We start from the raw sequence: 15,022 nt of genomic DNA, 5'->3' as shown, positions 1-15,022 counted from the left end.
TGGTGGCATGATCGGCGAATCGGCAAGCATTGGAACGACTTGCCGGACAAAGAGGCTCTCCCCGGGTGGGGGAAGGAGGATGCCATGTCGATCGCCATGTTGATCGCCGGTCGTTCAGGAGAAGTATGGCACTGCCATGCCGACGACCTTGTTGCGGACGCCGTTGAAACGCTCGCCACGCGCCGGATCGGGGCCTTGCCGGTCACCGACGCCGGGACTGAAGTGGCCGGGATCTTTTCCGAACGCGACGTGCTCTACGCACTCAAGACCCACGGTGCCGCCGCACTGCAGATGCGCGTGCGCGACGTGATGACCGCGCCGGTGATCTCGGTCAGCCCGGAGCAGAGCGCGCTCGAAGCGCTTGCCCTGATGACGCGGCGGCGCATCCGCCACCTGCCGGTGATCGACAAGGGCAGGATGGTCGGCTTCGTCTCGATCGGCGATCTCGTGAAGTTCCGCATTGACCGCATCGAGGCCGAGGCCGAGGCGCTCCGGGAATATATCCAGACGGTGTGACTTGAGCGGGCCGCCAGGGCGGCCTATCTTGAGGACATGACCACAACGCTCTCTGAACCCGCGCTCGGCGCCGGTGTCACGCTCGCCCCCAGCGCAGCGGCGCGCATCGCCGCGATTGCTGCCAAGCAGAACCGCCCCGCCGTGCTGCGCCTCGCGGTCGAAGGCGGCGGCTGTTCGGGCTTTCAGTACAAGTTCGAGATGGCGGGCGAGCCGGAAGCGGACGACCTCGTCACCGAGACCGATGGCGTGCGGCTGCTGGTCGATGCGATGAGCCTCGACCTGATCGCGGGCGCGACGGTCGAATACATCGAATCGCTCGGCGGCGCAGCTTTCCGCGTCACCAACCCGCAAGCGGCATCCGGCTGCGGTTGCGGCGCGAGCTTCTCGGTGTGACGATCAAGGTCGCTTCCTTCAACATCAACGGAATCAAGGCACGGCTTCCGCGGTTGCTGGAGTGGCTGGAGGAAACGCGCCCGAGCGTCGCCTGCCTGCAGGAAATCAAGGCGCAGGACGCGGACTTCCCCGCCGCCGAGTTCCACAAGATCGGCTACCACGCGATCTGGCATGGGCAGAAGGGCTTCAACGGCGTCGCCATTCTCGCCGACGGCACCACGCCGGTCGAAGTGCAGCGTGGGCTGGCCGGGGAGCCGGAGGACGAGCATTCGCGCTACCTTGAGGCCGATGTCTTCGGGCTGCGCGTCGCGTGCATCTACTTGCCCAACGGCAATCCGCAGCCGGGCCCGAAGTTCGATTACAAGCTGCGCTGGATGGAGCGCCTGCGGGGGCGCATGGCCGAAATCGCGGCGGAGGAAGTCCCCGCGCTGGTGATCGGCGATTACAATGTGATCCCCGAGGACAAGGACGTGTGGGACGTCCGCGCGATGGCGAGCGACGCCCTGATGCAGGGCGAATCGCGCGATGCCTATCGCCGCCTGCTCAATGACGGCTGGACCGATGCGCTCGACCTGCATCACCCGCGTGGCGGGCTCTGGACGTTCTGGGACTATCAGGCCGGCGCCTGGCAGCGCGATCACGGCTTCCGCATCGATCACGCGCTGCTATCGCCGGAACTAGCGGACCGGCTGGTCGGTGCGGGTGTCGACAAGGCCTATCGCGGGCGCGAGAAGGCGAGCGACCACGCGCCGATCTGGGTAACCCTGCGCAATCCCGACTAGTTGACGACCTTCCAGAAGCGCATGTGCGAACCGGGGGCGAGGTCCACCGGCTGGAGCCATGCGGGAGTCCTGCCATCGAGCAGCTTCGCCATCAGCCCATTCGGCGCGCGGGTGGCGTAGACCGAAGGCTCGAAGATGTCCGGGCACACGGCGATCAGCGAGGCGTGGCGCTTGCGGACCAGTTCGTGGGCTCTGGCTTCGGGCGACATGAAAGCTTCGATCACGTCGTGGATGCCCGAAGCGCCGCGATGGTGGCCGGTCGCGACAACGCGGTGGTGCGAGCGCACGATGAGGTCCGGGCCGATATCGAGCGGGGCGAAGATGTCGGTTGCCGGGAGCTTGTCGAGCGCGCGGCCGGCGATGTCATAGCGGCAGGCGGACATGCCGATGGCGCCGGGCTTGACGCCCGCGACGGACGGAGCTGCGTTTGACCCGCTTGCCTTGGCCGTCACGGCATTCACCGCGTTCATGGCGGCGACCGCCGGAAGCCCGGGCGCCAGCAGCGAGATGACGATGGCATAGCCGCCAAGGCGCGGCAGGATCGCCACACTGCGCAGGCGATAGACCCAGCCGAGGATCAATGCCGCGGACGGGACGGCAGCGAAGACCAGCGCGGTGGCCGAAGCACGCGCCACGGCCATGCCGATCAGCCAGGCCCCGGCGAGCAGCAGCATGTGATCGAGCCACAGCAGCCGCGTCGGCGCGTCCTTGGCCCCGTGCCACAGGCGGTAGGTGCCGTAGAGGCCGATCAACGGCCCGGCAAAGATGGCGGCGGCGAGCGGGGCGGGCGCATGCCAGAAGGGCATGCCTTCGGCGATGGCGTCGTACCAGTAGCGCTTCACCAGTGGATCGAGCATGACGAACGCACCGCCGCGGCATTCCGGCGCAATGCCGAACAGGATGGCCGCAGCACCCGCGCCCATGACCACCAGGCCGCCGATCTGCCCCGCAAGCGTGCGAGGGGTGGCAAAGCGCAGCGCAGCGGCACCGGCGGCAACCCAAGCGAACAGCGCGAGATGCACCGGCGAAATGGCATCGCAATGGGTGCCGAGATCAAATGTGCCGCGCGTGCCGAGGAAGAACACCGCACTGCCGAGCGCCAGACCGAGCGCCGCGGCATGGAGCCAGTCGAACCGGCTGGCCGGAGAGCGCAGCCCGCGCAGCGCACAGATACCGAGGAACAACGCGGTAAGCGGCAGGCCTTCGATGGAAATCGCCAGCAAGGCCGCGAGCGCGACGCCGATGACCGCGCCGCCCTTCAGCGCGTCCCTGGCGTGCAGTCCGCTCAGCGCCGCAAGCGCGAGGACGATCTGCCAGCCGTGGTGATCGATGCGCATCGGCGTGAACTGGCACAGGATCGGCGGCGAAAGGCCGATCATCAGGCAGGTGAGTCCCACCACTTCATCATTGAACCAGCGCGCTGCAAACCGGCCGAGCAGCGCCATCGCGCAAAGCAGCGTCAGCAGCGGCACCGCGATCACGGTGGCAAATTCCGCGCCCGCCGTGCCGAGCAAGGGGCGCAGCAGCAGGATCATCGCGGCAATCGGCACGTCGACCAGCCGCGACCAGTGCATGGCAACGCCCTCCGGCGCGGCGATGCGGTACTGGTGGACATCGAACCACGATTGTCCGGCAAGCAGATCGCGCACCTGCAGCAGGCGCAGCGCGTCATCCGGATCGGTGAAGCGCAGCATGGCGATGAGCTTGAAGTTCATCACGATCATGGTGACCGCGAGCAGCACCCAGGTGATCAGCACGCGCAGGGCTGGTCCCCGCGCCGGATCGGTCACCGAGGGCGCCGCTGCGGGAGCCTGGGCATCAGGAGCGAACAAGGTAGCCATCAGCCAAGGTCCCACATGCTGAAATGATCGAAAGTCAGGGGCATGCTCATCGCACCACCTGCCAGAACTGCAATCCCGAGCCCGGCGCGAGATCGACCGGTGCCAGCCATTCCGGCGGACGATTTGCCACGAGGCGGGCCATCAGCCCATCGGGCGCGAGTTTGGCATAGACCGATTGGCGCGAGACGGCGGGGCAGATCATAACCATGGTCGCATGGCGCGCCTGCATGATCGCGCGCGCCTCTGCGGACGGGGCGAGGAAGGCGGCGATCACATCATGCATCGCGGCAGAACCACGGTGGTGACCCGTCGCAACCACGCGCTGGTGGGTGCGGACGAGGATATCAGGGCCCATGTCGAGCGGCACGAGGATGTCGGTCGGCGGAAGGCGGTCCAGCGCGGCAGCGGCGCGGTCGAAGTGGCACGAAGCGGCGCTGCCGGTGCCTGATCCGTCAGCCTTTGGCGCCACGAAGCTGGCCGCCACGGCAACGGGAATGCCCGGCACCAGCAGCGCGGCCATGCCGGCGTAGGCAACGATGCGCTTCCCGGGGGAGGCCTTGCGCAGGGTGTTTACCCAGTGCGCGACCTGAACGGCGGCTGGCACGGCGGCGAAGACGAAGGCTGTCGCCGATGCCCGCGCGACCATCATGCCGATCACCCAGGCGCCGAACAGCACGAACAGGTGGTCGCCCCAGATCGGGCGCTGCTCGGCAGGTTCGGCCTCGCGCCACAGCCGCCATGCGCCAATCAGTCCGATCAGCGGCCCGGCAACGATGACAGCGGCAAGATGCGGGCGGGCGTGCCAGAAGGGCATGCCTTCCGCGACGGAAGGCAGCCAGAAGCGCAGCACCAGCGGATCGAGTTCGGCAAAACCGCCGCCCCGGCATTGCGGCGCCGCGGTGAGCAGGATGGCGAGTGCGCTGGCGCCGATGACCGTCAGGCCGCCGAGGGAAAGCGCGAGCTGGCGCGGCGCGGCGAGTCGCAAGGCAGCTGCACCGAGCGCGGTCCATGCGAACAGTGCCAGATGAACCGGCGAGACCTGATCGCAATGCTGCGCCAGATCGCCGATTCCCCGCGTCGCCAGAAACAGCACAGCCGATCCCGCTGCGAGTGTCACGGTCGCCGACTGGAGCCAGTCAAACCGCGCTTCCGGCGCACGAAGGCCGCGGAACCCGCAGACGACGAGGAACAGGGCCGCCAAGGGCAGGCCTTCGATCGATATCGCGAGCGTTGCGGCAAGGGCGAGCCCGATCACCGCACCGCCGGTCCGGGCCTCGACCGCGTGCAGGCCGTTCAGCGCCGCGAGCGCAAGCACGATTTGCCAGCCGTGGTGATCGATCCGCAGCGGGGTGAACTGCCACAGCAGCGGGATCGCCAGGGCGAAGCTCAGGCACGCCAGCATCGCGATCTCGCGGTCGAAATGGCGAACGGCAAGGCGGCCGACGAGAGCCATCGCGCAAAGCAGGGTCAGCAGCGGCACGGCAACCAGCGCGGATAGCTCGGCGAGGTGAATGCCCAGCAAGGGCTTCAGGAGCAGGATGACCGCCGCGATCGGAACATCGACAAGGCGCGACCAGTGCATCGCCACACCCTCGGGCGCGGCGACGCGGTATTGGTGGAGGTCGAACCAGGACTGGCCGGCAAGGAGATCACGCACCTGCACCAGCCGCAGTGCATCGTCGGGATCGCCGAATTGCATCGCGGCAATCTGCGGCGCCTTCAAGGCGATCAGCGCGGCGGCAAGGAGCAGCCAGCTCAGCAGCACGGGCCGCCAGAAGGACTGTGCCTGATGCCTGCGCGGAGCGGCCCCGACCGGCCGTTCGGCGCCGGACGGGTACAGCGTGGCCATCAGCGAAAGACCACCCGCTTGCGCAGCAGCCACGTCACGGCGAAGCTCACGACGATCGCGCAGAGCTTGGCGGCGCGCGGATCGAGCCCGGCGGCGCTTGCCCCGCCGACGATCAGCGTCGTGACGCCGAGGCCAATCAAGGCCGAGACGACGAACATCGCCTTCTGCCTGGTGCGCGCGATGCCGCCTTCGGCGACCTGTTCGGCAAAGACCTTGCGGCTCGACAGGATCCAGTGGACCATGATGCCGATGCCGTAGCCCATCGCCGAGGCGGCCACCGGGGGCACACCCGCCGAAAGCAGCGCGAGGAACGTGCCCATATCCACCGCCAGCGCGCCGACGCTGGCGAGGATATAGCGCACCAGCACGATCTGGCGGATGCGGTTCAGGGGAGCGATATCAAGCACGGTCACGGGTTGATCCTGTCTAGCAAGCAGTCACGACCGGTCAGGCAGCAGCGCGATCCTTGCTCTTCTCATCGGCAATCCGGGTCGGCACATCGCGCAGCGAGTTCAGCGCAGCGGCCTGATCCTCGCTCACGGCACGCGCGGGGATCGCGGCCTGTGCGCCCTCGTCACCCGCCTCGTGATACTCGGCGTCCTCGTTCACGCACCAGATGTCGTAGACGCGGGTGCCCGCGAGGATGTTCTCGACCGTGAGCATCGCGGTCATCATCGCGTGGTCCTGATTGTTGTAGCGGTGCATGCCGTTGCGGCCGACGAGGTGCAGCGTCGGATGGCTGGCTTCCAGCTCGGTGCGCATCGCGGCGACATTGGCGGCATATTCGTCGTCGTAGACCGGATAGGCCTTTTCCTGACGGACCACCGCACCGCCGATCACCTTGGCGGGATCGACGAGGCCGAGGATGTCCATTTCCCTGGTCGCGAGCTTGATCAGGTCCTCGTCGCTCGAGGCCCAGAGGTCATCGCCTTCGAAGCAGAAGTATTCGAGGCCGACGCAGGCGACGCTTTCGTCGGGCACCATTTCCGGCGACCACGAGCGGAAGTTCTGGACGCGGCCGACGCGGACCTTGCTGTCGTGGATGTAGATCCAGTTGTCGGGAAACAGGTCTTCGCTGCGGATCTTGAGCGCCACGGTGAGGAAGTCGCGGTACTTGAGGCGGCTTGCTTCCAGCGTGGTTGCCGGCAGCGGATGCAGGCGGGCGGCAAGTTCACGCATCGGCGCGGAGCTGATCGCGTGGCGTGCGCGGATCACCGTCTCGCCGCCATCTTCGGCGCGGGTGGCCGAAAGACGCCAGCCGCCCTGGCCATCGCTGGCGAGCTGCTTCATCGCATGGCCCATCAGGACCTGGCTGCCGGCGGCGACGATCTTGTCGCGCGCGGCTTCCCACATCATGCCCGGGCCCTGGCGCGGATAGCGGAAGGTTTCGAGCAAGGTCTTGGTCTGCATGCCGTCGTTCGGGCGCTTGTTGAGTCCGAGGCTGCGCTTGAGGCCATCGAGCACGGCAGCGCCCAATGAAAGGCCCTTGATGCGCTGTGCGGCCCAGTCGGCGCTCATTTCGTTGCAGGGCATGCCCCAGACCTTCTCAGTGTAGGTCTTGAAGAAGATCGAATAGAGCTTCTTGCCGAACTGGTTGCTGGTCCAGTCCTCGAAGCTCTTCACGTCCTTGATCGGGAAGAGCTTGGACATGCCATAGCTCATCATGCAGGTGGTCGAGCGCCAGATGCCGAGGTTGCTGAGCGCCTCGAACGCGCGCAGCGGGTACGAGTAGAACTTGCCCTCGTAGTAGATGCGGCTCATGCGCGGGCGCTGGATGAAGTCGTCCGGCAGGATCTCGTTCCACAGGTCGACGACCTGCTGCGACTTCGAGAAGAAGCGGTGGCCGCCGATATCGAAGCGATAGCCCTCGTGCTCGACGGTGCGGCTGATGCCGCCGACGTAGCGCGTGTCCTTTTCGATGATCGCGACCTTGAGGCCCTGCTTGGAAAGGAGATAGCCGGCGGTCAGCCCCGCTGGTCCCGCGCCGATGATGGCGACATCGACCTGAACCTCGCTGCTATCCACCTGCAGATCCGTGAAACCGTTACCCATCGCTAGCTCCCGCTCAAGCGTTCATGCCTTGGAAACGGAAGTGAACGAAAATGGCTAAGAGACGGTTAACGCGGGTAAGGGGAACGGCGAAATCAGGCCTCGCCCGCAGAGGGTTCGGATTCGCTGCCGCGCGCGTGCTGTTCCAGCGCTTCGGCAAACTGGAGCGGCGCGGAAATGCGGGCGAGTTCCTCGAGGCGGAAGGTGTGCTCGAAGATCATTCCATAGCGCGGGTGGCTGCGCCAACGGACCTTGGCGAAAAGCGGCGGCGTGACCCCGGTCTCGATCCGCACCAGCTCGTTCATCAGCAGCCATTTCTCGGATTCGATGCAGGCACCTTGCTGCGACAGGTTGTGGAAGACCACCGGAACCGCCTCGCCGCCCGAATGCAGCATGCCGCCAATCGCGATCTGCAGGCGAATCTGCCGCTTGGGATAAGCGCCCTTCGATTCGTCGAGCAGCCGCTCGATGTCGATTTCGTGCGTGAAGCGCAGACCGGCATAGTCTTCCGCCATCCACACGAGCTCGACCGGATAGCGGTCCCCCGTCATCAGTTCGACGACGAGTTCGCGCGCCTGCGGCAGATCGGAAAACAGGCGAATCTTGAGACCGCTGGCTGATGCATCGCGGATAATGCACAGAAATTCGCGGCCATCGGCGATGATCTTGGCAGTGCGAATCAGCAGCGCGTAACGCGGAGCGGAGCGATGCTCCGCGCCGGGCGGCGCACCTGTCTGATCCTGCCGGGCTGCCCCGGGCAGTTGCTGTTCCTGTGCCAAGCCTTGTTCCCCTGGCGCACCCTGCCGGACCCTTCCGACCAAGTGCACGCTCCGCTGTGCAGCAAGGCTTCTAACGCACTGATCCTTGACATGTTGTTACTCTGGGTAAGCACGACTGGTTACCAATGCCCGCTTGCCCATAGCGGAGGACACCACCTGGTCGGCCGCGCAGGAAACACGGGTAAACCTGGTGGTGGGCGGGCCCATAGTGGTACGGACGGCGGGACTCGAACCCGCACGAGCTGAGCTCAAGGGATTTTAAGTCCCCTGCGTCTACCATTCCGCCACGTCCGCACATGAAGGAGAAGCCGGTGCGATGGCACAGAGCAGCGGACGCGGCAACGGGCAGCGCTACCGGAGCACTGCCCCCGACCGATCGGAAAAGCCTTGGCGGCTATTCGGCGTTGAGCCGGACCCGCATGTCCTTGCCGGGCTTGAAGTAAGGCACGCGCTTGCCCGGGACTTCGACGGAATCGCCGGTCCGCGGATTGCGTCCCTTGCGCGCATCGCGCTCACGCGTCGAAAACGCGCCAAAACCGCGCAGTTCGACACGACCACCTTCGGCGAGGCGCTTTGCGATCTCGTCGAAGAACACGACTACCACGCGCTCGATCTCTTCGCCGCGCATGCCTGGGCTCTGTTTGGCAAGCGCCTGCAACAATTCGGATCGGATCATCCGCATCCCCCCTACTTACCTGCCGGCAACAACGGGTACCCTTTGGGCTTGAGCCGCGCTGCCGACATCACTCCTTCCGGGCGAGTCCCGGTCCGCTGGAGCGCTGCAATAGTGCCAGACCATGGGCGGTGCGGCAACTTATCAATCGTTAAACGGCAAGGGATTAGCCGATGGCGCTCTCAGGCTCGCCCAGAAGCTGTGCCGGATCGAGATGGAGCCGCCGCATGCGCACCCTGATTTCCGGCCACTCGTGTCGCAGAAATGCAGCGCGCTCCCGCGCCCTCAGCGTTTCCGCAGCACCGGTTGCGACAAACATGCCGACCCCGCGCTGGACCTGTACAAGCCCTTCGGCCTGAAACTGCTGGTAGGCCTTGGCCACGGTGAGCGGATTGGCCGCCTCCGCCGCCGCATAGGCGCGGACCGAGGGCAGCATCGCCCCTTCCGCAAAAGTGCCATCCAGAATCGCCGCCGCGATCTGATCGCGCAGCTTCAGGTAGACGGGCCGACCGGCGGAGGAGCTTGGCGATGCCATAGGTGATGTGCTGCCATAATACAGCGAGACGCGCAATCGGGCGCAACAAAGTTTCACCGAAACGGTCAGTTTTCGGACAATCGCAAAAGGCGAGGCCCGGCGTGCGCACGAAACCACCTTGGCATCTGAAATGCCTAGGAAAACCGCGATAACTGCCTTCCCAATGCGTGGTTAGGCGCTAATCATGATCGCAAATGACGCACAAGGTGCGCGAGGGGAGCTTTTTCATATCATGACAGAACCGCTTGGAGCCACGATCGACGCCGCACCGGTCAAGGGGAGCGGTGATGCCAGCTGGTTTGGCCACCCCGCCCAGCTCGCCCGGCTCTTTACCACGGAAGCGATGGAGCGCTTCGGCTACTACGGCATGCGCGCGCTGCTGACGCTCTATCTCGCGCAGCATTTCCTGTTCAGCGACACGACCACGACGGGCCTCTACGGCGGCTTCACCGCGCTCGTTTATCTCACCCCGCTCATCGGCGGCATGATGGCCGACCGGTTCCTCGGCTCCAAGCGCTCGGTGAAGTTCGGCGCGATCCTGATGAGCCTCGGCTATGCGATCCTCTGCTTCTCGAGCACCGGCGGCGCCGCCAAGCCCTATGCCATGATCGAGGGCACGCGCTACGAAGTGACTGTCGAGGGCAGCGGCGAAGCGCGCAAGCAGTATGTCAGCGATCAGGGCGCCACGCTGCGCATCAAGGGCAACGAAGACAAGACCGTCTCGCTGCTGCGCGAAGACGGCAGCGAGGCGCGCCGCATTGCCGCCGGCGGTTTCGAGGCGGGCGGCGAGCGCAATCCGCTCTACACGTTCCTCCTGATCACCGGCCTCGCCTTCGTTACGGTCGGCAACGGGTTCTTCAAGCCCAACATCTCGACCATCGTCGGCGAGCTCTATGAACAGGGTGACCGGCGGCGCGATGCGGGCTTCACCATCTTCTACATGGGGATCAACCTTGGTTCGCTGTTCTCGCAGATCCTCTGCCCGCTGCTGGCTGTGGGCATGGGATCATGGGGCGGGCTTGGCTGGTGGGCGGGTTTCGCGCTCGCCGCCGCCGGAATGGCGGTCTCGTGGCTCCTGTTCCAGTTCGACGGCGGCAAGCTCGACGGCTATGGCGAGCGCCCTGCGGACGCCAACCCCTCGCGCGACATGCTGGTCTACATCGGCGCGGTGCTGGCGATCCCCCTCGCCTACCTGCTGTTCGCCAACCTCATGGCCTATGTGAAGCCGCCCGAGGGCAGCGGCCTTGTCGGCTACATCATGAGCCTGCCGATCATGGGCAAGATCATGTTCGGCACGTTCCTCGTCGCGATCCCCGGCATCCTGCTATGGTCCTGGCAAAACGGCGACAGGCGCGAGTTCGAGATGATGGTCGCCGCCATCGTGCTGATCACCTTCAACACCGTGTTCTGGACCTTGTTCGAACAAGCGGGCTCCTCGCTCACGCTGTTCGCCGATCGCAATACCGACATGAGCGTGTTCGGCCTGTTCTCGATCACCGCCGGGCAGACGCAGTTCTTCAACGCGTTCTTCATTGTCGTGCTCGCGCCCCTGTTCTCGATGCTGTGGGGCGCGCTTGCCCGGCGCGGTCTGGAGCCGGGCATCCCGGTCAAGTTCGGCGTCGCGCTCGTCGGCGTCGGTGCGGGCTTCCTGTTCCTGGTCTGGGGCGCGCAGTTTGCGGACGCCAACTACAAGGTCGGCCTCTGGTGGCTCGCCGGGCTCTACATGATCCACTCGATGGCCGAGCTGTGCATTTCGCCGGTCGGCCTCTCGATGGTCACCAAGCTCTCGATCGCGCGGATCGTCGGCCTGATGATGGGAACATGGTTCCTGTCGATCGCCGTCGCCCAGTATGTCGCTGGCGTTGTTGCACAATTTGCCAGCGTGGAGACGGTTGGCGGCGAAGTCACCAACCTCAAGGTGAGCCTCGACACCTATGTCGGCGTGTTCCAGACGATCGGTGAAGTCTCGGCAGTGATCGGCCTGGTGCTGCTTGCACTCTCGGTGCCGCTCAAGCGGCTGATGCATGGTGTGAAGTAACAGCGATGACGGCGATACGAACCTTGGGCCGCACGGCCGCACATGTGCTGGCCGGGTTCGCGCTGCTCGCATCGCCGATGGCCGGCATCGCGGCAAACAAACCTGCCCCGGCCGCCGCGCCGGTCTGGCAGGAAAACCCCTACCCCTCGACCTACAAGGCCTATCCCGGCGAGCCCACGGCCATCGTCGGCGCAACGGTGTTCGATGGTAGCGGCGGGGAAATCCCGAACGGCACCGTGCTGCTGCAGGGCGGCAAGGTCGTGGGCGTGGGCGATGCCCGCCTTGCCGTGCCCGACGGCTACAGGCGGATTGACGGCACCGGCAAGTACGTCACTCCGGGCGTGATCGACATCCACAGCCACCTCGGCGTCTATGCCAGCCCCGCCGTCCCGGCCCATTCGGACGGCAACGAGGCGACCTCGCCGACCACGCCGCAAGTCTGGGCAGAACACAGCGTCTGGCCGCAAGACCCCGGCTTCAGCCGCGCGCTGACCAACGGCGGCGTCACCACGATGCAGATCCTGCCGGGCTCGGCCAATCTCATCGGCGGACGCTCGGTCGTGCTCAAGAACGTCTATGCCCGCACCGCGCAGGCGATGAAGTTTCCCGGCGCCCCTTATGGCATGAAGATGGCCTGCGGCGAGAACCCCAAGCGTGTCTATGGCGGCAAGGGCCAGATGCCCTCGACCCGCATGGGCAACCTCGCAGTCGATCGGCAGATGTGGATCAAGGCCGCAGAGTACCGCAAGAAGCGCGCCGAAGGGAAGCTGACCGACCGCGACCTGGCGATGGACACGATGGCCGACGTGCTCGACGGCAAGATCCTCGTGCAGAACCACTGCTACCGCGCCGACGAAATGGCGCAGGTCATCGATATGGCGAAAGAATTCGGCTACAAGGTCGCGGCCTTCCACCATGCGGTCGAAGCCTACAAGATCGCCGATCTGCTCAAGGCGAACGGCATTTGCGCCGCGATCTGGGCCGACTGGTGGGGCTTCAAGATGGAAGCCTTCGACGCCATCCCCGAGAATGCCGCGCTGCTCGCCGATCAGGGCGCCTGCGTGATCATCCATTCGGACGACGCCAACGGGATCCAGCGGCTCAACCAGGAAGCTGCCAAGGCGCGCGCGGCCGGAAAGCGGATAGGCATCACGATTCCCGATGGCGAAGTCATCCGCTGGATCACGCTCAATCCCGCCAAGGCACTGGGGATCGACCAGCAGACCGGTAGCCTTGCGCAGGGCAAGATGGGCGACGTGGTGCTGTGGAACGGCAATCCGCTCTCGGTCTATTCGCGGCCCGAAAAGGTCTGGATCGACGGCGCCCTGCTTTACGACATGGCCGATCCGAAACGGCGGCCGGTGAGCGATTTCGAACTGGGCCTGCCGGGTGAGGGAGACGTGAAATGACGCGCGCATCGCTCTTCCTTGCCGCGCTGCTCCTCTCCGGATCTGCGCTTCCGGCCTATGCAGGCGACGCGTCGGCCCAGCTTCCTTCCGGCGATTTCGCGGTGACCAATGCCACTGTCGCGATCGGTGACGGCAGCGCGCCGATCCCGGGCGGCACCGTGCTGGTACGCGGCGGCAAGATCGTCGCGGCGGGCAAGTCTGTCTCCGTGCCGACCGGGGTTCCGGTGATCGACGGCACCGGCAAGTGGGTGACGCCCGGCCTTGTCACCGCGATGACCGACCTCGGCCTCCTCGGCGTGGGCGCGGTGGATGAAAGCAATGACAGCTACGCCAACACCGCGCGGTTCTCGGCTGGTCTTGATGTGTCGCTGGCGATCGATCCGGACGCACCGCCGGTGGCCGTGAGCCGAGCAAGCGGGATCACCCGCGCGGGCGTGGCGCCCGCAGCCGCCAACGCGATTTTCGCCGGACAAGGCGCGGTGATCGATCTGGCCGAGAACGGACCGGGCATCTCGCAGCCGCGCGCGTTCCAGCTTGTCGAGTTGGGCGAACGCGGGGCCGACCTCGCGGGCGGCAGCCGCGTTGCAGCGCAGGCGCTGCTCCGCAACGCGCTACGCGAGGCACGCGATCTGGCGCAGCGCAAGCCAGTGAAAGCGGGCGATGATGCGCCGGGACAACCGGTCGATGCACTGCTTACCCGCGTCGATGCCGCTGCGCTGATCCCGGTGGTGACCGGCAAGCAGCCGCTGTTCGTCCACGTCGAACGCGCGGCGGACATCCGCGGCGTGCTTGCGTTGGGCAAGGAGTTCCCGGCCCTGCGGCTCGTGCTTGTCGGCGCGGGAGAAGGCTGGCGCGTCGCGCGCGAAATCGCCGCAGCCAAGGTGCCGGTGCTGGCAAGCGCGTTGGCCGACTTGCCCGGCAGCTTCGAGACGCTCGCGGCAACGCAGTCCAACGTCGGCCGGATGACGGCAGCGGGCGTCAAGGTGGCTCTCGGCGGTTTCTACGATCTCGATCAGCCGCGTTATGCCCCGCAGTTCGCCGGCAATCTTGTCGGCCTTTCGCGAGTCTCCGGCGCGAGCGGGCTAAGCTGGGGGCAGGCGCTCGCATCTATCACGTCGATCCCGGCGGAGATCCTTGGCGAGGGTGCGGTCTTCGGCAGCCTCAAACCCGGTCTTTCAGGAGATGTCGTAATTTGGGACGGTGATCCGCTGGAGGTATCATCCGCGCCTGTTACAATATATGTCGATGGAAAATTGCAGCCGTTGGTTAACCATCAGTCACGTCTCCGCCAAAGATATCGTCATGCTGGTGAGGGGACGTTGCCGAAGGCCTACGAATGAACATGTGAAGTCTCGCATGGCGCGACAAGAACGATAAGCACGGAAGGGACCAAACCGTGGATGCAGCAACTTTGACGCTCGTTGTGGGCATGGCGACCTTTGTCGGCACGCACCTCTTGATGTCCCACCCATGGCGTGCCGGAATGGTTCGCCTGTTCGGGCAGGGCGGCTTTCTGGGGATCTACTCGCTCATTTCGCTGGTTGCCTTCAGCGTCTCGGTGGTCGCTTTCGGCAAGGCTCCCGCCACGCCGCAGTTGTGGGATGGCCAGGCACTGGTACCGTGGGTGCTGGCCTCGCTGCTCACGTTCGTCGCATCCGCCCTGTTTCTTGCATCGATTGTCGGAAATCCGGCGCTGGCGGGAACCGATATTGCCGGGCTTTCGACCCGTATTCCGAACGGCGTGTTCAAGGTTACGCGGCATCCGATGATGTCGGCCTTCACGCTTTGGGGGATTGCGCATATTCTGGTGGCGCCCAGCCTGCGAACGATCATCTTTGCGGGCGGCATGATCGCGCTGGCGCTCATCGGCTCTCGCGGCCAGGATGCGAAGAAGGCAGCGCTGTATGGCGCAGACTGGAAAGTCTGGATGCGGCGCACATCGTTCCTGCCGAAGCCTTCCGCGTTCGGCAATCTCGGCCTTTACTGGGTCGCGGCGCTGCCGGTCTGGCTGCTGCTGACGTGGCTGCACCTCAAGCTCGCCCTTATCCCGGCAGGCCTTTGGGTCTGGCTGGAACAGCTCTGAGGCGGCCAATCGCCGGCGGTCAGGCCCTTGCTTCCTGCACGCCTGCGCTGTTGTGGCGCAGGGCCTTGAGGACGG

The 15,022-nt window shown here is 65.6% G+C and carries 14 protein-coding genes and 1 tRNA gene; 7 read left to right on the top strand and 8 right to left on the bottom strand.

Going from position 1 to position 15,022, the window contains the following annotated elements; all coding sequences use genetic code 11:
* Positions 1 to 84: 84 nt before the first annotated feature.
* From IP83_RS06360 to xth, 3 genes are read left to right on the top strand one after another with little or no spacing between them, the layout of a single operon-like run.
* Positions 85 to 516, top strand: coding sequence for a CBS domain-containing protein (locus IP83_RS06360; protein ID WP_054121375.1), 432 nt, complete (start codon positions 85 to 87; stop codon positions 514 to 516).
* Between the two features lie 36 nt (positions 517 to 552).
* On the top strand, positions 553 to 909 hold the full coding sequence (locus IP83_RS06355) for an iron-sulfur cluster assembly accessory protein (RefSeq protein ID WP_054121374.1): 357 nt from the start codon (positions 553 to 555) through the stop codon (positions 907 to 909).
* 2 nt (positions 910 to 911) lie between these two features.
* Positions 912 to 1,691 carry an exodeoxyribonuclease III gene (xth, locus tag IP83_RS06350; RefSeq protein ID WP_054121486.1) on the top strand — a complete coding sequence of 260 codons (780 nt, stop codon included), beginning with the start codon at positions 912 to 914 and terminating at the stop codon, positions 1,689 to 1,691.
* Here the strand turns inward: xth and IP83_RS06345 are convergent.
* From IP83_RS06345 to IP83_RS06310, 8 genes are all read right to left on the bottom strand, one after another.
* Positions 1,688 to 3,532: a hypothetical protein gene (locus tag IP83_RS06345; protein ID WP_054121373.1), complete on the bottom strand. Its 1,845-nt coding sequence runs from the start codon at positions 3,530 to 3,532 to the stop codon at positions 1,688 to 1,690. The genes xth and IP83_RS06345 overlap by 4 nt on opposite strands.
* 46 nt (positions 3,533 to 3,578) lie before the next feature.
* The gene (locus tag IP83_RS06340) at positions 3,579 to 5,381 is read right to left on the bottom strand and encodes a hypothetical protein (protein WP_231624934.1); all 1,803 of its coding nucleotides are present in this window, start codon (positions 5,379 to 5,381) and stop codon (positions 3,579 to 3,581) included.
* Positions 5,381 to 5,794, bottom strand: a complete 414-nt coding sequence (locus tag IP83_RS06335; protein WP_054121372.1) for a GtrA family protein — start codon at positions 5,792 to 5,794, stop codon at positions 5,381 to 5,383. Before IP83_RS06335 ends, IP83_RS06340 begins: the two co-directional genes overlap by 1 nt.
* Positions 5,795 to 5,828: 34 nt before the next feature.
* Complete coding sequence (locus IP83_RS06330; RefSeq protein WP_054121371.1) at positions 5,829 to 7,433, bottom strand: NAD(P)/FAD-dependent oxidoreductase; 1,605 nt, start codon at positions 7,431 to 7,433, stop codon at positions 5,829 to 5,831.
* A gap of 92 nt (positions 7,434 to 7,525) precedes the next feature.
* Positions 7,526 to 8,209, bottom strand: coding sequence for a PilZ domain-containing protein (locus IP83_RS06325; RefSeq protein WP_054121370.1), 684 nt, complete (start codon positions 8,207 to 8,209; stop codon positions 7,526 to 7,528).
* A gap of 209 nt (positions 8,210 to 8,418) precedes the next feature.
* A tRNA-Leu gene (locus IP83_RS06320) sits at positions 8,419 to 8,503 on the bottom strand.
* 100 nt (positions 8,504 to 8,603) lie between these two features.
* The gene (locus tag IP83_RS06315; protein ID WP_054121484.1) at positions 8,604 to 8,885 is read right to left on the bottom strand and encodes an integration host factor subunit beta; all 282 of its coding nucleotides are present in this window, start codon (positions 8,883 to 8,885) and stop codon (positions 8,604 to 8,606) included.
* A 163-nt stretch (positions 8,886 to 9,048) separates the two neighbouring features.
* Positions 9,049 to 9,417 (bottom strand): GntR family transcriptional regulator, encoded by a 369-nt coding sequence (locus tag IP83_RS06310; protein WP_054121369.1) that lies wholly within the window; start codon positions 9,415 to 9,417, stop codon positions 9,049 to 9,051.
* 232 nt (positions 9,418 to 9,649) lie between these two features.
* On the opposite strand from IP83_RS06310, the gene IP83_RS06305 reads away from it, so the two are divergent.
* The 4 genes from IP83_RS06305 to IP83_RS06290 are packed head-to-tail and all read left to right on the top strand — an operon-like array spanning position 9,650 to position 14,947.
* On the top strand, positions 9,650 to 11,455 hold the full coding sequence (locus IP83_RS06305) for a peptide MFS transporter (RefSeq protein ID WP_054121368.1): 1,806 nt from the start codon (positions 9,650 to 9,652) through the stop codon (positions 11,453 to 11,455).
* A gap of 5 nt (positions 11,456 to 11,460) precedes the next feature.
* Positions 11,461 to 12,864 carry an amidohydrolase gene (locus tag IP83_RS06300; RefSeq protein WP_054121367.1) on the top strand — a complete coding sequence of 468 codons (1,404 nt, stop codon included), beginning with the start codon at positions 11,461 to 11,463 and terminating at the stop codon, positions 12,862 to 12,864.
* Positions 12,861 to 14,204, top strand: coding sequence for an amidohydrolase family protein (locus IP83_RS06295; protein ID WP_054121366.1), 1,344 nt, complete (start codon positions 12,861 to 12,863; stop codon positions 14,202 to 14,204). Before IP83_RS06300 ends, IP83_RS06295 begins: the two co-directional genes overlap by 4 nt.
* A gap of 56 nt (positions 14,205 to 14,260) precedes the next feature.
* The gene (locus IP83_RS06290; protein WP_231624933.1) at positions 14,261 to 14,947 is read left to right on the top strand and encodes an NnrU family protein; all 687 of its coding nucleotides are present in this window, start codon (positions 14,261 to 14,263) and stop codon (positions 14,945 to 14,947) included.
* The last annotated feature ends 75 nt before the right edge of the window (positions 14,948 to 15,022 follow it).

The sequence above is a fragment of the Novosphingobium sp. AAP93 genome (assembly GCF_001296055.1).
Lineage (GTDB): Bacteria > Pseudomonadota > Alphaproteobacteria > Sphingomonadales > Sphingomonadaceae > Novosphingobium.
This window is presented reverse-complemented; position numbering and strand designations above follow the sequence as displayed.

Bases quoted from the DNA above. Each gene is read 5' to 3' on its own strand.
- IP83_RS06360 (WP_054121375.1), top strand. From the start codon at position 85: ATGTCGATCGCCATGTTGATCGCCGGTCGTTCAGGAGAAGTATGGCAC.
- IP83_RS06340 (WP_231624934.1), bottom strand. From the start codon at position 5,381: ATGGCCACGCTGTACCCGTCCGGCGCCGAACGGCCGGTCGGGGCCGCT.
- IP83_RS06295 (WP_054121366.1), top strand. From the start codon at position 12,861: ATGACGCGCGCATCGCTCTTCCTTGCCGCGCTGCTCCTCTCCGGATCT.
- IP83_RS06305 (WP_054121368.1), top strand. From the start codon at position 9,650: ATGACAGAACCGCTTGGAGCCACGATCGACGCCGCACCGGTCAAGGGG.
- IP83_RS06315 (WP_054121484.1), bottom strand. From the start codon at position 8,885: ATGATCCGATCCGAATTGTTGCAGGCGCTTGCCAAACAGAGCCCAGGC.
- IP83_RS06345 (WP_054121373.1), bottom strand. From the start codon at position 3,532: ATGGCTACCTTGTTCGCTCCTGATGCCCAGGCTCCCGCAGCGGCGCCC.
- IP83_RS06330 (WP_054121371.1), bottom strand. From the start codon at position 7,433: ATGGGTAACGGTTTCACGGATCTGCAGGTGGATAGCAGCGAGGTTCAG.
- IP83_RS06355 (WP_054121374.1), top strand. From the start codon at position 553: ATGACCACAACGCTCTCTGAACCCGCGCTCGGCGCCGGTGTCACGCTC.
- IP83_RS06300 (WP_054121367.1), top strand. From the start codon at position 11,461: ATGACGGCGATACGAACCTTGGGCCGCACGGCCGCACATGTGCTGGCC.
- IP83_RS06310 (WP_054121369.1), bottom strand. From the start codon at position 9,417: ATGGCATCGCCAAGCTCCTCCGCCGGTCGGCCCGTCTACCTGAAGCTG.